The organism is Fructilactobacillus ixorae, from assembly GCF_024029915.1.
GTDB classification, from domain to species: Bacteria; Bacillota; Bacilli; order Lactobacillales; family Lactobacillaceae; genus Fructilactobacillus; species Fructilactobacillus ixorae.
On sequence record NZ_CP097478.1, the window covers coordinates 1,291,851 to 1,308,290 of the forward strand.

The 16,440-nt window shown below is 47.1% G+C and carries 9 protein-coding genes, 4 rRNA genes and 1 riboswitch; of the genes, 1 reads left to right on the forward strand and 12 read right to left on the reverse strand.

What is annotated here, in order from left to right; translation table 11 throughout:
- Window positions 1-76 precede the first annotated feature (76 nt).
- A 16S ribosomal RNA gene (locus M8332_RS06435) occupies window positions 77-1,652 on the reverse strand.
- 405 nt (window positions 1,653-2,057) lie between these two features.
- A riboswitch (THF riboswitch) is annotated at window positions 2,058-2,155 on the forward strand.
- Between the two features lie 42 nt (window positions 2,156-2,197).
- On the opposite strand from M8332_RS06435, the gene M8332_RS06440 reads away from it, so the two are divergent.
- Entirely contained in the window at window positions 2,198-2,734 is a 537-nt protein-coding gene (locus M8332_RS06440) for a folate family ECF transporter S component (RefSeq protein ID WP_252780034.1), read from the forward strand.
- Between the two features lie 42 nt (window positions 2,735-2,776).
- Here the strand turns inward: M8332_RS06440 and M8332_RS06445 are convergent, their stop codons facing one another.
- The 11 genes from M8332_RS06445 to M8332_RS06495 form a co-directional block, all read right to left on the reverse strand.
- The gene (locus M8332_RS06445; protein WP_252780035.1) at window positions 2,777-3,646 is read right to left on the reverse strand and encodes a phytoene/squalene synthase family protein; all 870 of its coding nucleotides are present in this window, start codon (window positions 3,644-3,646) and stop codon (window positions 2,777-2,779) included.
- On the reverse strand, window positions 3,639-5,012 hold the full coding sequence (locus M8332_RS06450) for a phytoene desaturase family protein (RefSeq protein WP_252780036.1): 1,374 nt from the start codon (window positions 5,010-5,012) through the stop codon (window positions 3,639-3,641). Before M8332_RS06450 ends, M8332_RS06445 begins: the two co-directional genes overlap by 8 nt.
- Entirely contained in the window at window positions 5,009-5,131 is a 123-nt protein-coding gene (locus M8332_RS06455) for an FAD-dependent oxidoreductase (protein ID WP_252780037.1), read from the reverse strand. The genes M8332_RS06450 and M8332_RS06455 overlap by 4 nt, the downstream gene beginning before the upstream one ends.
- A gap of 105 nt (window positions 5,132-5,236) precedes the next feature.
- The gene (gene ppk1 / locus M8332_RS06460) at window positions 5,237-7,369 is read right to left on the reverse strand and encodes a polyphosphate kinase 1 (RefSeq protein ID WP_252780038.1); all 2,133 of its coding nucleotides are present in this window, start codon (window positions 7,367-7,369) and stop codon (window positions 5,237-5,239) included.
- Entirely contained in the window at window positions 7,359-8,747 is a 1,389-nt protein-coding gene (locus M8332_RS06465; RefSeq protein WP_252780039.1) for a DUF2252 domain-containing protein, read from the reverse strand. Before M8332_RS06465 ends, ppk1 begins: the two co-directional genes overlap by 11 nt.
- Window positions 8,748-8,912: 165 nt before the next feature.
- Window positions 8,913-9,641 carry a gamma-glutamyl-gamma-aminobutyrate hydrolase family protein gene (locus M8332_RS06470; protein ID WP_252780040.1) on the reverse strand — a complete coding sequence of 243 codons (729 nt, stop codon included), beginning with the start codon at window positions 9,639-9,641 and terminating at the stop codon, window positions 8,913-8,915.
- Window positions 9,642-9,653: 12 nt separating this feature from the next.
- On the reverse strand, window positions 9,654-10,520 hold the full coding sequence (locus tag M8332_RS06475) for a MetQ/NlpA family ABC transporter substrate-binding protein (protein WP_252780041.1): 867 nt from the start codon (window positions 10,518-10,520) through the stop codon (window positions 9,654-9,656).
- A 160-nt stretch (window positions 10,521-10,680) separates the two neighbouring features.
- Window positions 10,681-10,797: ribosomal RNA gene (gene rrf, locus M8332_RS06480) — 5S ribosomal RNA — on the reverse strand.
- Window positions 10,798-10,866: 69 nt separating this feature from the next.
- Window positions 10,867-13,782: ribosomal RNA gene (locus M8332_RS06485) — 23S ribosomal RNA — on the reverse strand.
- A 213-nt stretch (window positions 13,783-13,995) separates the two neighbouring features.
- Window positions 13,996-15,571, reverse strand: a 16S ribosomal RNA gene (locus tag M8332_RS06490).
- The 16S, 23S and 5S rRNA genes sit together here, the layout of an rRNA operon.
- Window positions 15,572-15,876: 305 nt before the next feature.
- Window positions 15,877-16,419, reverse strand: a complete 543-nt coding sequence (locus M8332_RS06495) for a hypothetical protein (protein WP_252780042.1) — start codon at window positions 16,417-16,419, stop codon at window positions 15,877-15,879.
- Window positions 16,420-16,440 lie beyond the last annotated feature (21 nt).

Sequence of the window (16,440 nt, forward strand, 5' to 3'; positions counted from 1 at the left end):
AGAACGAAAGTTGAGAGTAATCCTCTCAAAACTAAACAAGACTTTGATCGGTGTAAGGTTCCGTATTATTCCTTAGAAAGGAGGTGATCCAGCCGCAGGTTCTCCTACGGCTACCTTGTTACGACTTCACCCTAATCATCTGTCCCACCTTAGGCGGCGGACTCCTAACGGTTATCCAACCGACTTTGGGTGTTACAAACTCTCATGGTGTGACGGGCGGTGTGTACAAGACCCGGGAACGTATTCACCGTGGCATGCTGATCCACGATTACTAGCGATTCCAACTTCATGCAGGCGAGTTGCAGCCTGCAATCCGAACTGAGAACGGCTTTAAGAGATTAGCTTGACCTCGCGGTTTCGCAACTCGTTGTACCGTCCATTGTAGCACGTGTGTAGCCCAGGTCATAAGGGGCATGATGATTTGACGTCATCCCCACCTTCCTCCGGTTTATCACCGGCAGTCTCTCTAGAGTGCCCAACTGAATGCTGGCAACTAAAGACAAGGGTTGCGCTCGTTGCGGGACTTAACCCAACATCTCACGACACGAGCTGACGACAACCATGCACCACCTGTCATTCTGCCCCCGAAGGGGACACCTAATCTCTTAGGCTAACAGAAGATGTCAAGACCTGGTAAGGTTCTTCGCGTAGCATCGAATTAAACCACATGCTCCACCGCTTGTGCGGGTCCCCGTCAATTCCTTTGAGTTTCAACCTTGCGGTCGTACTCCCCAGGCGGAATGCTTAATGCGTTAGCTCCGGCACTGAGAGGCGGAAACCTCCCAACACCTAGCATTCATCGTTTACGGCATGGACTACCAGGGTATCTAATCCTGTTTGCTACCCATGCTTTCGAGCCTCAGCGTCAGATGCAGACTAGACAGCCGCCTTCGCCACTGGTGTTCCTTCATATATCTACGCATTTCACCGCTACACATGAAGTTCCACTGTCCTCTTCTGCACTCAAGTTTCCCAGTTTCCGATGCACTTCTTCGGTTAAGCCGAAGGCTTTCACATCAGACTTAAAAAACCGCCTGCGCTCGCTTTACGCCCAATAAATCCGGACAACGTTTGCCACCTACGTATTACCGCGGCTGCTGGCACGTAGTTAGCCGTGACTTTCTGGTTAGATACCGTCACGCCGTGAGCAGTTGCTCTCACAGTCGTTCTTCTCTAACAACAGAGTTTTACGAGCCGAAACCCTTCTTCACTCACGCGGCGTTGCTCCATCAGACTTGCGTCCATTGTGGAAGATTCCCTACTGCTGCCTCCCGTAGGAGTATGGGCCGTGTCTCAGTCCCATTGTGGCAGATTACCCTCTCAGGTCTGCTACGTATCATCGCCTTGGTGAGCTATTATCTCACCAACTAGCTAATACGCCGCGGGTCCATCCAAAAGCACTAGCACCAAGGCCAGCTTTCAAACTAAAACCATGTGGTTTTAGTTGTTATACGGTATTAGCATCTGTTTCCAGGTGTTATCCCCTACTTCTGGGCAGGTTACCCACGTGTTACTCACCAGTTCGCCACTCGGTCCGATCTAAAATCCAACCCGTGCAAGCACGGTTTGTCAATTAGGAGACCGCGTTCGACTTGCATGTATTAGGCACGCCGCCAACGTTCGTCCTGAGCCAGGATCAAACTCTCATTTTAAATGAGAACTTTACTAGCTCTCCTTGATTTGTTGCTTTAAGCGAATTGACTTCGCAATTGTTTAATTTTTAAACTCACGTTTAAAAATTCCTTACACTTTTGTAATCAAAATCTTGTTCAGTTTTCAAAGAACTACTCCGTCGTCAATCACTTGACAACTTTATTAATATACCAGCTTTAGCCGGGTCAGTCAAGAGTGGTTTCCAATTAAATTGGTTACCAATCAATCCACCAACTTCGCGACAAGCATTACTATACCAAGCCCCAACCAATTCGTCAACCCTTTTAGTCAAAAAAAGTCAAAATAATTGATTGCAGCATTCCCACCCTCAGTTCCAGAATCGCTTACCGGTTTTCATAAATCGTGGTATATTGGAAGGGTACCAATTCGGTATTACCAAATTTTTTGGAGTAGGATTTAACGCGTTAAGTGCCAGCGGAACGGAATGTGAACGCCGGACGAAAAGCAGACTGCTTGCGATGTTATTTCCGCATTCGCCACTGACCTCACCATTTGGTGGCAGCTCCAGTCAGGAGATGTCAAAATGAATTATTTACAAAAGTGGGGCCTCCGCCCCCTAAGTTTAAAGGGTATGACCTACCTTGCAATTTTAATGGCCTTAGAACTTATCATCGGCCGCTTTTCCATCGGGAGTAGCAGCGTCCGCTTCTCCTTTACTTTTATCGTAATTGCTTTAATCGCCAAATGGTATGGTCCGTTTTGGTCAACCGGAGTAGCCATCATCGTAGACTTCATTGCGACCCTCTTCAGTGGGCAACCTTATTTTCCGGGCTTTGCCCTCTCGGCCGTCTTAGTAAGTTTAATTTACAGCGTGGCCTTTTTTAGAACCAGCCACATCAGTTGGCTTCGGGTGCTAGTCACAGTGGCCATCATTACTATTTTCGTAAATCTCTTATTAAATTCCTGGTGGGTCTCCATCATTGCCCAGACGCCCTTTTCCTACTTTTTTGGTTTGCGACTGGGCAAAAATTTAATTTCTTACCCAATTCAAGTAGTGCTGTTGTACTGGGTACTCAATAATCGAACCATTCAAAGCTTCAAACCACAAATTTTTAAATAAAAGAAAGATCCAGGACTATTGGTGGTAGTTCTGGATCTTTTCTTAAATTGCATATCGTAATTTGGCCTGGATTAGTAGCCACGCCTTAACCCGGTTACTAACTACTACCCGGCCCAGCGAAACATTGTAATTACGCCGGCGGAGTTGCTTTAAAATCGCAGCATAACCATTAATTGCGAGCGCCAACGCGACCTGACCTGCGGAATCCGGGACTAGGTTAATAACCACTGGGGCAACCCGATAATCATGCTCGGCCTGCTTGCCCAACAATTTTAAAATGTGAACTAACTCCGTTGGTAACTTGCGCTGGGGCCGATTCAAACACTTTAAATCAATCCCAGCTTGGGCAAGGGCTACCTGGGGCAAATAAACATAGTGCTTACGATAATCTGCTTGCACATCGCGTAAAATATTAGTCAGTTGTAGCGCAATCCCCACTCGAATCACGTCGGCCCGCTCGGTAGTCGTTAAGGGGTCTTCCCGTAAAATCGACATAATCATTAACCCCACCGTTCCGGCCACTAAGTAGCAATATTGATGCAAATCTGACCAGGTTTGGATGGGCTTGCGGTGTAAGTCATGGATTTGTCCCTGAATCATCTCGTCCATTAACTGCATCGGAATTGCGAACGTCTGAAACACCAACAGTAAATTACGGGCTAACCGGGTCCGAGGGGTCCCCAGTTTCACGGTCTGCCACAAATGACACAGCCGCGTAAACACTTCCGTTTGATTGGTATCTGCCGCATCATCCAGTTGTCGCAAAAAATCATACAGCACAAAAATACTCTGCGCCTGATAAGCTGGTAGTTTCGAAAAAGCATAGTAAAACGTGGTCGATTGCTGTTTAATCACTTGTTCACTTGCAGCCATTTCCGGTAGATAAGGTGCTAACCTTTTCGCTCTATTCATCTGAATCATCTCGTTCCACTTCTCGAGCGGCTAATTCGCCGCTGGTAATCACGATTGGCACTCCTGCCCCTGGATGGGTGCTCGCTCCCGCAAAATAAAGCCCTTGCATTCGCCGCGCTTTATTGTGGGGGCGAAAGTAGTTACTCTGCCGTAACGTTGGCTTCAAGCCAAAGGCCGTTCCATACTTACTGTGATACAGTTCTGCAAAATCCGTTGGTGTAAAGACCCGCTGGACCTGAACGTGGTTTGCTAAGTCAGTTAACGCAAAATCCTGCTCGGCCTGCTGAATCACCTGCTGGGCATACGTTTGCACTTCTGATTCGGTTAGGTGCTGATGCTGTAAATTGGCCACGGGAACCAGTACGTACAGAGACGAGCATCCGGCCGGTGCAAACGAATCATCAAGAGCGCTAGGATTATACAAATAGTAGGATGGATCACTCGGTAAAACTCCGGTTTCAATTTCACTCAAGTTGCGCTTGAAATCACTGGCCATTTTAATCGTGTGTAGACCTAATTGTTGATACTTCCGATCCACTCCGAGGTACAGCAACAGACATGACATCGAATACTGTAGCTTTTGGTTAACCCGGTGGGGACTAACGTGCTCACGGCGTTGAGCCTCCTGACTCAATAAGGTTTCAACCGCATACGGATAATCGGCATTCACCACCACTGCGTCTGCGGAACGCAACGTCCCCTGCACCTGCACACCGACAACCTGATCCTGCTCAGTGACAATTTTTTCAACTGATTGACCAAGTTCGATGGTCCCACCTAATTCAGTAAACCGACGTTCTAGCGCCTTTGCATACTGGTACATGCCCCCGTCGATAAACCACACTCCATAGAGCAGTTCAATCATCGGAATAATGTTGTAGATAGAGGGACCACTAAAAGGCGAAATCCCAATGTACAACGTTTGAAACGACAATAAATATTGCAGGTGTTGGTTGGGAATAAACTTTTGCATGTCGTGATAAGCGGACGAAAAGGTTTTCAGTTGGAGGACTTGTTTCAGGGTCTTGAGGTTAAAAAAGTCCCGGGGTGACCGAAAACTACGATCAATAAAATTATCCTTTGCGTTCAAATACTTCCGGTAGATCTCCGCTAAATAGTTTAAAAAACCAGCCATATCCGCATCACTGCTGGTCTCAAACAGCTTCGTCAGTTGCACCAAATCATTGGAAATGGGATACCGTTCGCCATCAATTTGGACCGTCATAAACGGATCTACCCGCCACATCGTAAAATAATCCACTGGATCAACCCCAGTTTCTACAAATGGTTGCCGGTAAACGTCCGGCATCATCACGATGGTCGGCCCCATATCAAAGCGATAGCCACCTACTTCCAGTTGGTTCATCTTTCCCCCAACGTGGTGTTTTTTTCCCAGATGGTTACGTCATATCCGTGTGCTTGAAGCTTCAGGGCCGCGGTTAACCCGCCAATCCCAGCCCCAACGACGGCAATGGTTTTCTTCATTTTACGCTCCTTTCAAAAAATCGGAGGGGTCCCTTGTGCCCACTCCGATTTTTTCGTTATCGAGTAATAACGTTATTATAACGCTTCTGCGTCGTTTTTGATCCTTTATTTTTTTCGCTGGTGGTGCCACCAGTCAGTCACGTGCATCCAAACCCGCTGCACACCACTGGGCGCCATAGCCCGTTGCCGGGCGGTCAACTCATGCAAAAAGGTCTGTTGTGCTGAGTGCCCCTTCGGACTCTCATACTTAAAGTACTTCCCCTTTTGATTCATGAAGAAGCCATCCACGTCATCTTGACTATAGACAGCAATGATGTGTTCTAAGCGTTGTTGCATCTCTGGATCAAAAACCGGAGCGGCTAGTTCAACCCGGTTATCCATGTTCCGCGTCATCAAGTCTGCAGAGGAAATCCACAGGTTGGTAACCTCATCATAAAAGGCGTAGATCCGACTGTGTTCGAGGAACTGTCCGACCACACTAGAAACCACGATGTTTTCCCTTGGCCCACAGACACCGACCTCTAAACAGCAGGCCCCCCGCACAATCAGGCGGAACGGAACCCCCACGCGGGCGGCATCATAAATTGCAGCAATCACATCAATGTCCGTCAGAGAATTAACCTTTAAAAAGACGTGCCCTTTCCCGGTGGCTTGGTAGTATTCCTTCACCTTTTGGATGTTTTGGATTACCATGTCCTCAATTCGGTGGGGAGATGCTGCCAACGACTTGTACTTCGGTGGTTGGGCGCCCGGCTGCTCCAAGTAGTTGAAGAAGGCAGCCAGGTCCTTAACGTAGTCCGCCCGACTGGAGAACAAGCTTAGATCAACAAAGCCCTTGGCCGTAGCTTCGTTATAGTTTCCCGTTCCAATCTGGACGTACCCGGCTGGGTTCACTCCGTCCTTGGTTAGGACCAAACAGGTTTTACTGTGCACCTTCATATATTTCTTTCCGAAAATGATGTTACAGCCCGCGTCCTCTAGCTCACTGGTAACCTTCAAGTTATTTGCTTCGTCAAACCGAGCCCGTAATTCAATCATTACTGTAACTTGAATTCCCCGTTGAGCGGCTTTTTTCAATAGTTCAATGACCGCGGAATTATCTGCCACCCGATAAATTGTTTGTTTAATCGCAATTGTCTGTGGATCGGCAATGGCTTCCCGCAAGAAAGTTAAAAACTGATCGAAGGAATCATCCGGGTACTGCAGTAATAAGTCATGCGCTTGTAAATACTGCAACATGGAGTGCTTGGCCGTCCATTGCTGGGCCGTAAACTTTGGATAAACTAACGATGGCTGCGCCTTCTTCCATGGTTTTAACAGTGGCAGGAGGAAGGTTAAGTCTAACGGTCCCGGAATTTGGTAAACCGCCTGCTCATCAATCTTAAACTTTTCGATGAATTCACTAATGAACGCACTGTCCACGTCAGGCACGGCTTCAATCGCAAACTGCGTAATCCGTCCCTTCTCTCGATCAGCTAAGTAGTGGCGCAGGTTCTTAATCGTATCCTGATTATTATCATCTTTATCCACGTCTAAAGAAGCGTCCAAATCCCGATTAATTCGGAAAGTCAAAATCCGGTCAATTTTACCGTCGTCAAAGAGATTGGTTAAATTATGCCGAATCAAATCTTCCACCCGAAGGTAGTACAGCTGGTCATCCAGCGTGAGTCGGATAGTTCGCCGCACTTCTAGGGGTACCGGTACAATCCGAATCCGCTGCTTACCTTTGGTTTTCATTTTAACGGCGAGCGCCATGCGCTTATCCTTTAAATAATCAAGGTTGTAGTTACCGTCATACGTCGTAAAACTTAAAAACGGGAGAATCCGTTGGTCAAACACCTGATCGGCCCGTTCGCGTTCATGGGGATTTAGCTGTTCATAGGTCACAAACTGCCCCAACTGCTCCGCCGAGAGTTGCTCACTAAGCCGGTTAAAGTAGTCATACTGAAGTTGAAAGTTTTTTTCGTTGCGCTTGTGGAGCTTTTTCAAAATTTTGGAGTAGTGTAACCCTGATTTTTTTTCAACGCCATCGTGTGTGAGTTCCATCTGACTTTGGAGGCTTGGAACCCGCACACTGTAGAATTCATCAAGGTTGTTCGCAGCAATCGCTAAGAACCGGAATCGGTCTAAAAACGGAGTTGTCGTCTCGTTAGCGAGTTCAATCACCCGCCGGTTGAACAACAGCCAACTTAAATCACGGTTATAGCATTTGCCATCGTAATTAATTTCAGTTGCCATGTTTCTCTCCCTTAGTGAAAGTGTGGTAGTCTAATTCAACTTGTTTCAGGTAGTGGTTGGCGTAGTCTACAAAGGCCCGGTCCATCCAGGTTTGACTCTGTAAGTACCCAATGATCATTGGGTACGTTGAGGACTGACTGTGGGCCCGCGCTAACAAACTCATGCAAACCGAGACGTAGTCACAATAAGCCGCCCAATCTAATTTATTAAGCTTCACAGAGCCCTTCATATCCTTAAACTGCCGTACGTAAAAGCTGTACTTCTTCGTATCGAAATAACCTAAGAATCGATCCGAAGAACTTTGTAAGATCCGCTGACAGTTCACGATTTCTTCTCCGGCTGAATGACGTTTGTTAATGTAAATTTCTGAATTTTGATAAATCGGAAGGGCCTGCTTAATTTGTAAGACCAGGTAATCGCCACTTCCGTTTTCCAATAACATCAGGTAACACAAGGTTCCAACACTACCGACTCCCACACTATGACGCACCAAATCAACAATGTGAAATTGCGACAAAAATTGGTGGACATCACTACGAGCGTGGTGCCGGTATTCATAATATCCCTTGGTCAAACGCTGATAAGTCTTATCTCCAACGTGTTTAGTAACGGGGGCATTTTCAATAAACCGCCGTTTGCCGTCCTGGATCTCCGTGTACTTTTGAACGGCATAATCGGAATTGCTTTGGACCGCCTTTTCCACCGTTTTACTAACAATTTTAGCAAATGACTGATCAAATTGATCCCGGTCGTCATGGATCGCATCAAAGGTCGACGAGATGTTGCGTAACGTGTTCGGCGTAATAAACCGTTCCATAGCCGGTAAGTTTTTTAGGTGCACTAACGTCCGTAAGTACGTTTGCATGACCTTATGTAAGAAAGGATTCACATCGTTTGCAATGTCAAACCCTTGTTGTTTAGCAACCAACAAGGCACTAACTAACAGACGCTTTACATCGTATTCCCAAAAGGCAACGTGTGATTCGTCAAAATCATTCATGTCAAAGAGTAACTGGCCTTCTGAAGAACCGTAGTAACCAAAGTTACCCAGGTGCGCATCCCCACCAATTAACGTTTTGATTCCACTGTTGGGATAGCGATCTAAATCATAATTCATGATATCAACCGTGCCCCGGAAAAAGGCAAAGTCTGAACCAGACATTCGTTTTCGTTTGACCTTCAGTAATTTCTTATACAGCAAGGAATTCCGGACGTTCATAATTTTTTTCACGTCCCGCTTGTGGGGTTTGTAATCGGCAATGTCAGCATAGTTTTTATCTAACCCTAACCGCTGTCCTTCTGCGATTAATTCGGTGTTGGTTTGGGTGCTGATATCAGTTTGATTAAATTCATAAGGGACTAACTTTTTGTTACTCATGGGATCAAATCCTTTCTTTTGTGACCACTATGGCCAACTTTTGTTACCATTATAACAATCACGGCAACCATACGGAAATTAAATTAAGCACTATTTTCTAAAACACAAGATTGCTAGTATACAAAAAGGTGCCCATAGTAGTTAATTTACCATGGACACCCTATGTTAGTTAGTGGCTCGGGCCTGGACCCGGGCAAAAAAATCTAAAAATAATTGTTCATCCCGCTGATCAATTTCCCACATTAATTCCGGATGCCACTGCACCCCAACGATCGAAGCATCAGCATTTTCAACTGCTTCTACCACTCCGTCATCGTGTGCGCGCGCCGTCACGTGTAGTGGCGTCGCCACCCGTTTCACCGCCTGATGGTGAATGGAATTAACCTGTGGATGGGCGCCCATTGCCTGGGCCACCACGCTGGTCGGTTCGACATCAATGGCATGAATTTCTGCTTGTGGTTGTGCATACGCAACGTGTTCCAGTGGCGAATCCGGAAAGTCAGTCGCCAGATCTTGATGGAGACTGCCCCCGAGGGTTACGTTAATGACCTGCAGCCCCCGACAAATGCCCAAAATCGGCTTTTCGTGCTTCATCATTTCCTGAACTAAGCTCATTTCAAAGTAATCGTGAGGAAGGTAGTGGGCTGTTTCTGCTTGCGTTGACGTTTCGGCAAAGAGCTTGGGATGCACATCTTGTCCCCCAGGAATGATTAACCCATCAATTAAAGCTCCATACTCGGGAATCATTTCTGGCTGCGTCATGGGAATCATGATGGGTACGACGCCGTGCTTTTGCAAAACATCAATAAAAACCCGGGCGGTGTAGTTAGCATAATCCAAATTAAAGTTTTCGGTAGCTAACCGATTCACGTTGGCAGCGATTCCAATTTTCACAAACAACGCCTCCTAATTCTTAAAGTAGCTAGCTGGTTTATCGACATCGATCTTCGTGCCCGCAAATTTCTTTTGAATGTATTCCTGGGCCGCCTTACTGTGGTACAACTTGACTAACTTTTTGTACGCCGGATCATTTTTCTTGGTGGCGTTACTTGCAATCACGTTAATGTTGCCCTTGGTAGCTTGACTGAGGTGTTCGTGATAAATTGCGTCGCGTTTCACGTTCAAATGACTTTGCAAAGCCATAGTATTTCCAATTAGTACCGCTGCCACGTTCTTATCCTGCAATAACCGCGGACCAGTGTGATCGTCAACTGCTTGAAATTTCAAATCCTTACGGTTCTCACCCACATTTTGCAAACTGTATAGGCCCGCTTTCGGCTGCCCCTTCAGGTTAATTAAGCCCGCACTCTGCAGTAACTTGAGGCTTCTGGACGTGTTTGCCGGATTGTTAGAAATGGCAACGGTTGCTCCGTTCGGGATATCCTTCACCGTTTTGTACTGACGTGAGTAAATCCCCATTGGCTCTAAGTAGGTCGTTCCTAAAATTGCCAGTTGTCCCTTGCTACTGTGTTCGTTAAAGTACTGCAGATAACTTGCCATCTGGAAGGCATTAACATCCACTTGCCCCTGAATGGTGGCCTTATTCAGGCTAACCCCATCCGAAAAATCACGCACTTGTAGGTTAATCCCGGCTTTTTTTGTTTCTGGTAGTTTGGCAATGTACTCCCATACTTGCGTATCAGGTCCGTATGACCCTAAGGTAACCGTTTTGACTGATGACCGGCCAGCTTGCCCGCCAAACTGATTCCAACCTAATCCAACAATTCCTAGGACAACGGCGATCCCGATGATCCATTTCCACGTTTTTTTCATCACCAGCTACTCCTTTTTACAAAATAAGCGCGCTTGTTTACAATTATGCTAATTTAACCATAGCACTTACTATTAGTCAATAAATTGGGTTAGGGTTTGCAAGTATCCTCTAAACACAAAAACGGCGCCTTCGAATTGCTTCGAAAGCGCCGTTTAGTTGGCGTGGCAACGTCCTATCCTCGCAGGGGGCGATCCCCCAACTACTTTTGGCGTGCTAAAGCTTAACTACTGTGTTCGGCATGGGAACAGGTGTATCCTTTAGGCTATCGCCACCACACGACTGAGTGAACTTCGTTCCCTCAAAACTAGCTAATATTATTTCCTGCTGAGTCACCATTGCACTTCTTTGGTTAAGTCCTCGACTGATTAGTATTAGTCCGCTTCACGTATCACTACGCTTCCACTTCTAACCTATCGACCTGATCATCTTTCAGGAGTCTTACTTCCATATAGGAATGGGAAATCTCATCTTGAGGCGAGTTTCACACTTAGATGCTTTCAGCGTTTATCTCATCCATACATAGCTACTCAGCAATGCGCCGGGCGGCGCAACTGATACACCAGCGGTATGTCCATCCCGGTCCTCTCGTACTAGGGACAGCTCCTCGCAAATTTCCTGCGCCCGCGACGGATAGGGACCGAACTGTCTCACGACGTTCTGAACCCAGCTCGCGTACCGCTTTAATGGGCGAACAGCCCAACCCTTGGGACCAACTACAGCCCCAGGATGCGATGAGCCGACATCGAGGTGCCAAACCTCCCCGTCGATGTGAACTCTTGGGGGAGATAAGCCTGTTATCCCCAGGGTAGCTTTTATCCGTTGAGCGATGGCCCTTCCATACGGTACCACCGGATCACTAAGTCCGACTTTCGTCCCTGCTCGACTAGTCAGTCTCGCAGTCAAGCTTGCTTCTGCCTTTACACTTACAGAATGATTTCCAACCATTCTAAGCAAACCTTTGAGCGCCTCCGTTACTATTTAGGAGGCGACCGCCCCAGTCAAACTGCCAACCAGACACTGTCTCCGAGCACGCTAAGTGCTCAGGGTTAGAGTGTTCACATAGCCAGGGTAGTATCCCACGGGTGCCTCCACCGAGACTAGCGTCCCGGTTTCAATGGCTCCTACCTATCCTGTACAAGCTATGTAAACACCCAATATCAAGCTACAGTAAAGCTCCATGGGGTCTTTCCGTCCTGTCGCGGGTAACCTGCTTCTTCACAGGTATCTTAATTTCACCGAGTCTCTCGTTGAGACAGTACTCAAATCGTTACGCCTTTCGTGCGGGTCGGAACTTACCCGACAAGGAATTTCGCTACCTTAGGACCGTTATAGTTACGGCCGCCGTTTACTGGGGCTTCATTTCGAGGCGTCGCCGAAGCTAACCTTTCCACTTAACCTTCCAGCACCGGGCAGGCGTCAGCCCATATACTTCATCTTACGATTTTGCATAAACCTGTGTTTTTGATAAACAGTCGTTTGAGTCTCTTCACTGCGGCTGACCTGACGGTCAGCACCCCTTCTTCCGAAGTTACGGGGTCATTTTGCCGAGTTCCTTAACGAGAGTTCTCTCGCTCACCTGAGGATACTCTCCTCGACTACCTGTGTCGGTTTGCGGTACGGGTAGTTAATTACTAACTAGAAGCTTTTCTCGGCAGCGTGACATCGGTTCCTTCTCTACTTTAATTTCGATCCTCATCATCGCTTGTCAACCCGGTCAGAAGCATTTCACTCCTCACCTGACTTACGATTTGAACATACCTTTCCAATCGTATGCTAAACCTAGCCTTCTGCGTCCCTCCATCGTTCCAACATAATTAACTAGTACAGGAATCTCAACCTGTTATCCATCGCCTACGCTTCTCAGCCTCGGCTTAGGTCCCGACTAACCCTGGGAGGACGAGCCTTCCCCAGGAAACCTTAGTCATTCGGTGGATCAGATTCTCACTGATCTTTCGCTACTCATACCGGCATTCTCACTTCTAAGCGCTCCAACAGTCCTTCCGGTCTGCCTTCATCGCCCTTAGAACGCTCTCCTATCACGCAACGTAGTTGCGTCCGCAGTCTCGGTAAGATGCTTAGCCCCGGTAAATTTTCGGCGCAGAATCACTCGACTAGTGAGCTATTACGCACTCTTTAAATGGTGGCTGCTTCTGAGCCAACATCCTAGTTGTCTAAGCAACTCCACTTCCTTTTCCACTTAGCATCTATTTAGGGACCTTAACTGGCGGTCTGGGCTGTCCCCCTTTCGACGATGGATCTTATCACTCATCGTCTGACTCCCGGACATAAATCAATGGTATTCGGAGTTTATCTGAACTCAGTAATCCAAGACGGACCCCTCGCTCAAACAGTGGCTCTACCTCCATGATTCTAATTCCGAGGCTAGCCCTAAAGCTATTTCGGAGAGAACCAGCTATCTCCAAGTTCGTTTGGAATTTCACCGCTATCCACACCTCATCCCAGCACTTTTCAACGTACACGGGTTCGGACCTCCGGTGCGTATTACCGCACTTTCATCCTGGACATGGATAGATCACCTGGTTTCGGGTCTACGGCAACATACTAATTCGCCCGCTTAAGACTCGCTTTCGCTACGGCTCCGCTTCTTCGGCTTAACCTTGCATGCAACTGTAACTCGCCGGTTCATTCTACAAGAGGCACGCTATCACCCATAAACGGGCTCTAACTGCTTGTAGGCACATGGTTGCAGGAACTATTTCACTCCCCTTCCGGGGTGCTTTTCACCTTTCCCTCACGGTACTGGTTCACTATCGGTCACTAGGGAGTATTTAGCCTTGGGAGATGGTCCTCCCGGATTCCGACGCCGTTTCACGTGTGGCGCCGTACTCAGGATCCTGAACTGAGGGAATTCAATTTCGCTTACGAGACTATCACTCTCTTTGGTGCAGCTTCCCAACTGCTTCAGCTATCAAATTCTTTTGTAACTCAAATGTTCAGTCCTACAACCCCGAACCACGAAGGTTCGGTTTGGGCTATTCCCAGTTCGCTCGCCGCTACTATGGGAATCGAAATTTCTTTATCTTCCTGTGGGTACTTAGATGTTTCAGTTCCCCACGTCTACCTCTCCGCAGCTATGAATTCACTACGCAGTGATTAGTCATGACACTAATCGAGTTTCCTCATTCGGAAATCTCCGGATCACAGCTTACTTACAGCTCCCCGAAGCATATCGGTGTTAGTTCCGTCCTTCATCGGCTCCTAGTACCAAGGCATTCACCATGTGCCCTTCTTAACTTAACCTATAATCCTACGGATTATAAATCATTGAGTTTAGCGATCAAACACATTAAAAAACTCAAATTACACAATGGTTGTTCTCGGTTGAAATTATATTAACAATATAATTCTTACAGAAAATAATATTATCTAGTTTTCAAAGAACGAAAGTTGAGAGTAATCCTCTCAAAACTAAACAAGACTTTGATCGGTGTAAGGTTCCGTATTATTCCTTAGAAAGGAGGTGATCCAGCCGCAGGTTCTCCTACGGCTACCTTGTTACGACTTCACCCTAATCATCTGTCCCACCTTAGGCGGCGGACTCCTAACGGTTATCCAACCGACTTTGGGTGTTACAAACTCTCATGGTGTGACGGGCGGTGTGTACAAGACCCGGGAACGTATTCACCGTGGCATGCTGATCCACGATTACTAGCGATTCCAACTTCATGCAGGCGAGTTGCAGCCTGCAATCCGAACTGAGAACGGCTTTAAGAGATTAGCTTGACCTCGCGGTTTCGCAACTCGTTGTACCGTCCATTGTAGCACGTGTGTAGCCCAGGTCATAAGGGGCATGATGATTTGACGTCATCCCCACCTTCCTCCGGTTTATCACCGGCAGTCTCTCTAGAGTGCCCAACTGAATGCTGGCAACTAAAGACAAGGGTTGCGCTCGTTGCGGGACTTAACCCAACATCTCACGACACGAGCTGACGACAACCATGCACCACCTGTCATTCTGCCCCCGAAGGGGACACCTAATCTCTTAGGCTAACAGAAGATGTCAAGACCTGGTAAGGTTCTTCGCGTAGCATCGAATTAAACCACATGCTCCACCGCTTGTGCGGGTCCCCGTCAATTCCTTTGAGTTTCAACCTTGCGGTCGTACTCCCCAGGCGGAATGCTTAATGCGTTAGCTCCGGCACTGAGAGGCGGAAACCTCCCAACACCTAGCATTCATCGTTTACGGCATGGACTACCAGGGTATCTAATCCTGTTTGCTACCCATGCTTTCGAGCCTCAGCGTCAGATGCAGACTAGACAGCCGCCTTCGCCACTGGTGTTCCTTCATATATCTACGCATTTCACCGCTACACATGAAGTTCCACTGTCCTCTTCTGCACTCAAGTTTCCCAGTTTCCGATGCACTTCTTCGGTTAAGCCGAAGGCTTTCACATCAGACTTAAAAAACCGCCTGCGCTCGCTTTACGCCCAATAAATCCGGACAACGTTTGCCACCTACGTATTACCGCGGCTGCTGGCACGTAGTTAGCCGTGACTTTCTGGTTAGATACCGTCACGCCGTGAGCAGTTGCTCTCACAGTCGTTCTTCTCTAACAACAGAGTTTTACGAGCCGAAACCCTTCTTCACTCACGCGGCGTTGCTCCATCAGACTTGCGTCCATTGTGGAAGATTCCCTACTGCTGCCTCCCGTAGGAGTATGGGCCGTGTCTCAGTCCCATTGTGGCAGATTACCCTCTCAGGTCTGCTACGTATCATCGCCTTGGTGAGCTATTATCTCACCAACTAGCTAATACGCCGCGGGTCCATCCAAAAGCACTAGCACCAAGGCCAGCTTTCAAACTAAAACCATGTGGTTTTAGTTGTTATACGGTATTAGCATCTGTTTCCAGGTGTTATCCCCTACTTCTGGGCAGGTTACCCACGTGTTACTCACCAGTTCGCCACTCGGTCCGATCTAAAATCCAACCCGTGCAAGCACGGTTTGTCAATTAGGAGACCGCGTTCGACTTGCATGTATTAGGCACGCCGCCAACGTTCGTCCTGAGCCAGGATCAAACTCTCATTTTAAATGAGAACTTTACTAGCTCTCCTTGATTTGTTGCTTTAAGCGAATTGACTTCGCAATTGTTTAATTTTTAAACTCACGTTTAAAAATTCCTTACACTTTTGTAATCAAAATCTTGTTCAGTTTTCAAAGAACTACTCCGTCGTCAATCACTTGACAACTTTATTAATATACCAGCTTTAGCCGGGTCAGTCAAGAGTGGTTTCCAATTAAATTGGTTACCAATCAATCCACCAACTTCGCGACAAGCATTACTATACCAAGCCCCAACCAATCCGTCAACCCCTTTAGTCAAAAAAAGTCAAAATTATTTGTCTGAATCAGAATAAAGCTTAATGCCCACGTCCGGGTGTTGTTTAAGATATAATTTAGTGAAATCATCAACCGCTTGGTGATCCTGTACATTAATTCCCTCGCGGCGCATTGCCGTCGTTAAATCCCGATAAAACTGATCGAACTTCGGATTAAACAAGGATTGTAATCCCTTGGCATTAATGTTTACCCAGTCAATCAAATGGGCTGCGTTGGGAAGCTTTCCTTGATCACGCAGGTACCCAAATAGTTTCTTTAGAGCAAATGGAATTAAATCATACAACGCTTGGGTCTGCTCATCTGCTTCTAAAATGACCATGAAGCGGGAAAACATTACGTCTCCAACGAACTGATCGTCCCACTGTTCCGGTTGTTTATCTAAGCCAACCATCGCAATCTCCACAAAACTATCGATAATTGTATCCACGTTTTGAATGGCCTGCGGCGTTAGCTTTGCAACATCTGGCTCCGCATCAATTTGATCTAACCATTGGTCAATTAAGGCGCCAACTTGCTGCACTTGTTGTTCTTTATCCATTATCTCGCATCCTTCCGTCTC

Excerpts from the sequence above, each read along its gene's own strand:
- ppk1 (WP_252780038.1), bottom strand. The coding sequence starts at position 7,369 with ATGGCAACTGAAATTAATTACGATGGCAAATGCTATAACCGTGATTTA.
- M8332_RS06495 (WP_252780042.1), bottom strand. The coding sequence starts at position 16,419 with ATGGATAAAGAACAACAAGTGCAGCAAGTTGGCGCCTTAATTGACCAA.
- M8332_RS06450 (WP_252780036.1), bottom strand. The coding sequence starts at position 5,012 with ATGAACCAACTGGAAGTAGGTGGCTATCGCTTTGATATGGGGCCGACC.
- M8332_RS06455 (WP_252780037.1), bottom strand. The coding sequence starts at position 5,131 with ATGAAGAAAACCATTGCCGTCGTTGGGGCTGGGATTGGCGGGTTAACC.
- M8332_RS06445 (WP_252780035.1), bottom strand. The coding sequence starts at position 3,646 with ATGAATAGAGCGAAAAGGTTAGCACCTTATCTACCGGAAATGGCTGCA.
- M8332_RS06475 (WP_252780041.1), bottom strand. The coding sequence starts at position 10,520 with ATGAAAAAAACGTGGAAATGGATCATCGGGATCGCCGTTGTCCTAGGA.
- M8332_RS06465 (WP_252780039.1), bottom strand. The coding sequence starts at position 8,747 with ATGAGTAACAAAAAGTTAGTCCCTTATGAATTTAATCAAACTGATATC.
- M8332_RS06440 (WP_252780034.1), top strand. The coding sequence starts at position 2,198 with ATGAATTATTTACAAAAGTGGGGCCTCCGCCCCCTAAGTTTAAAGGGT.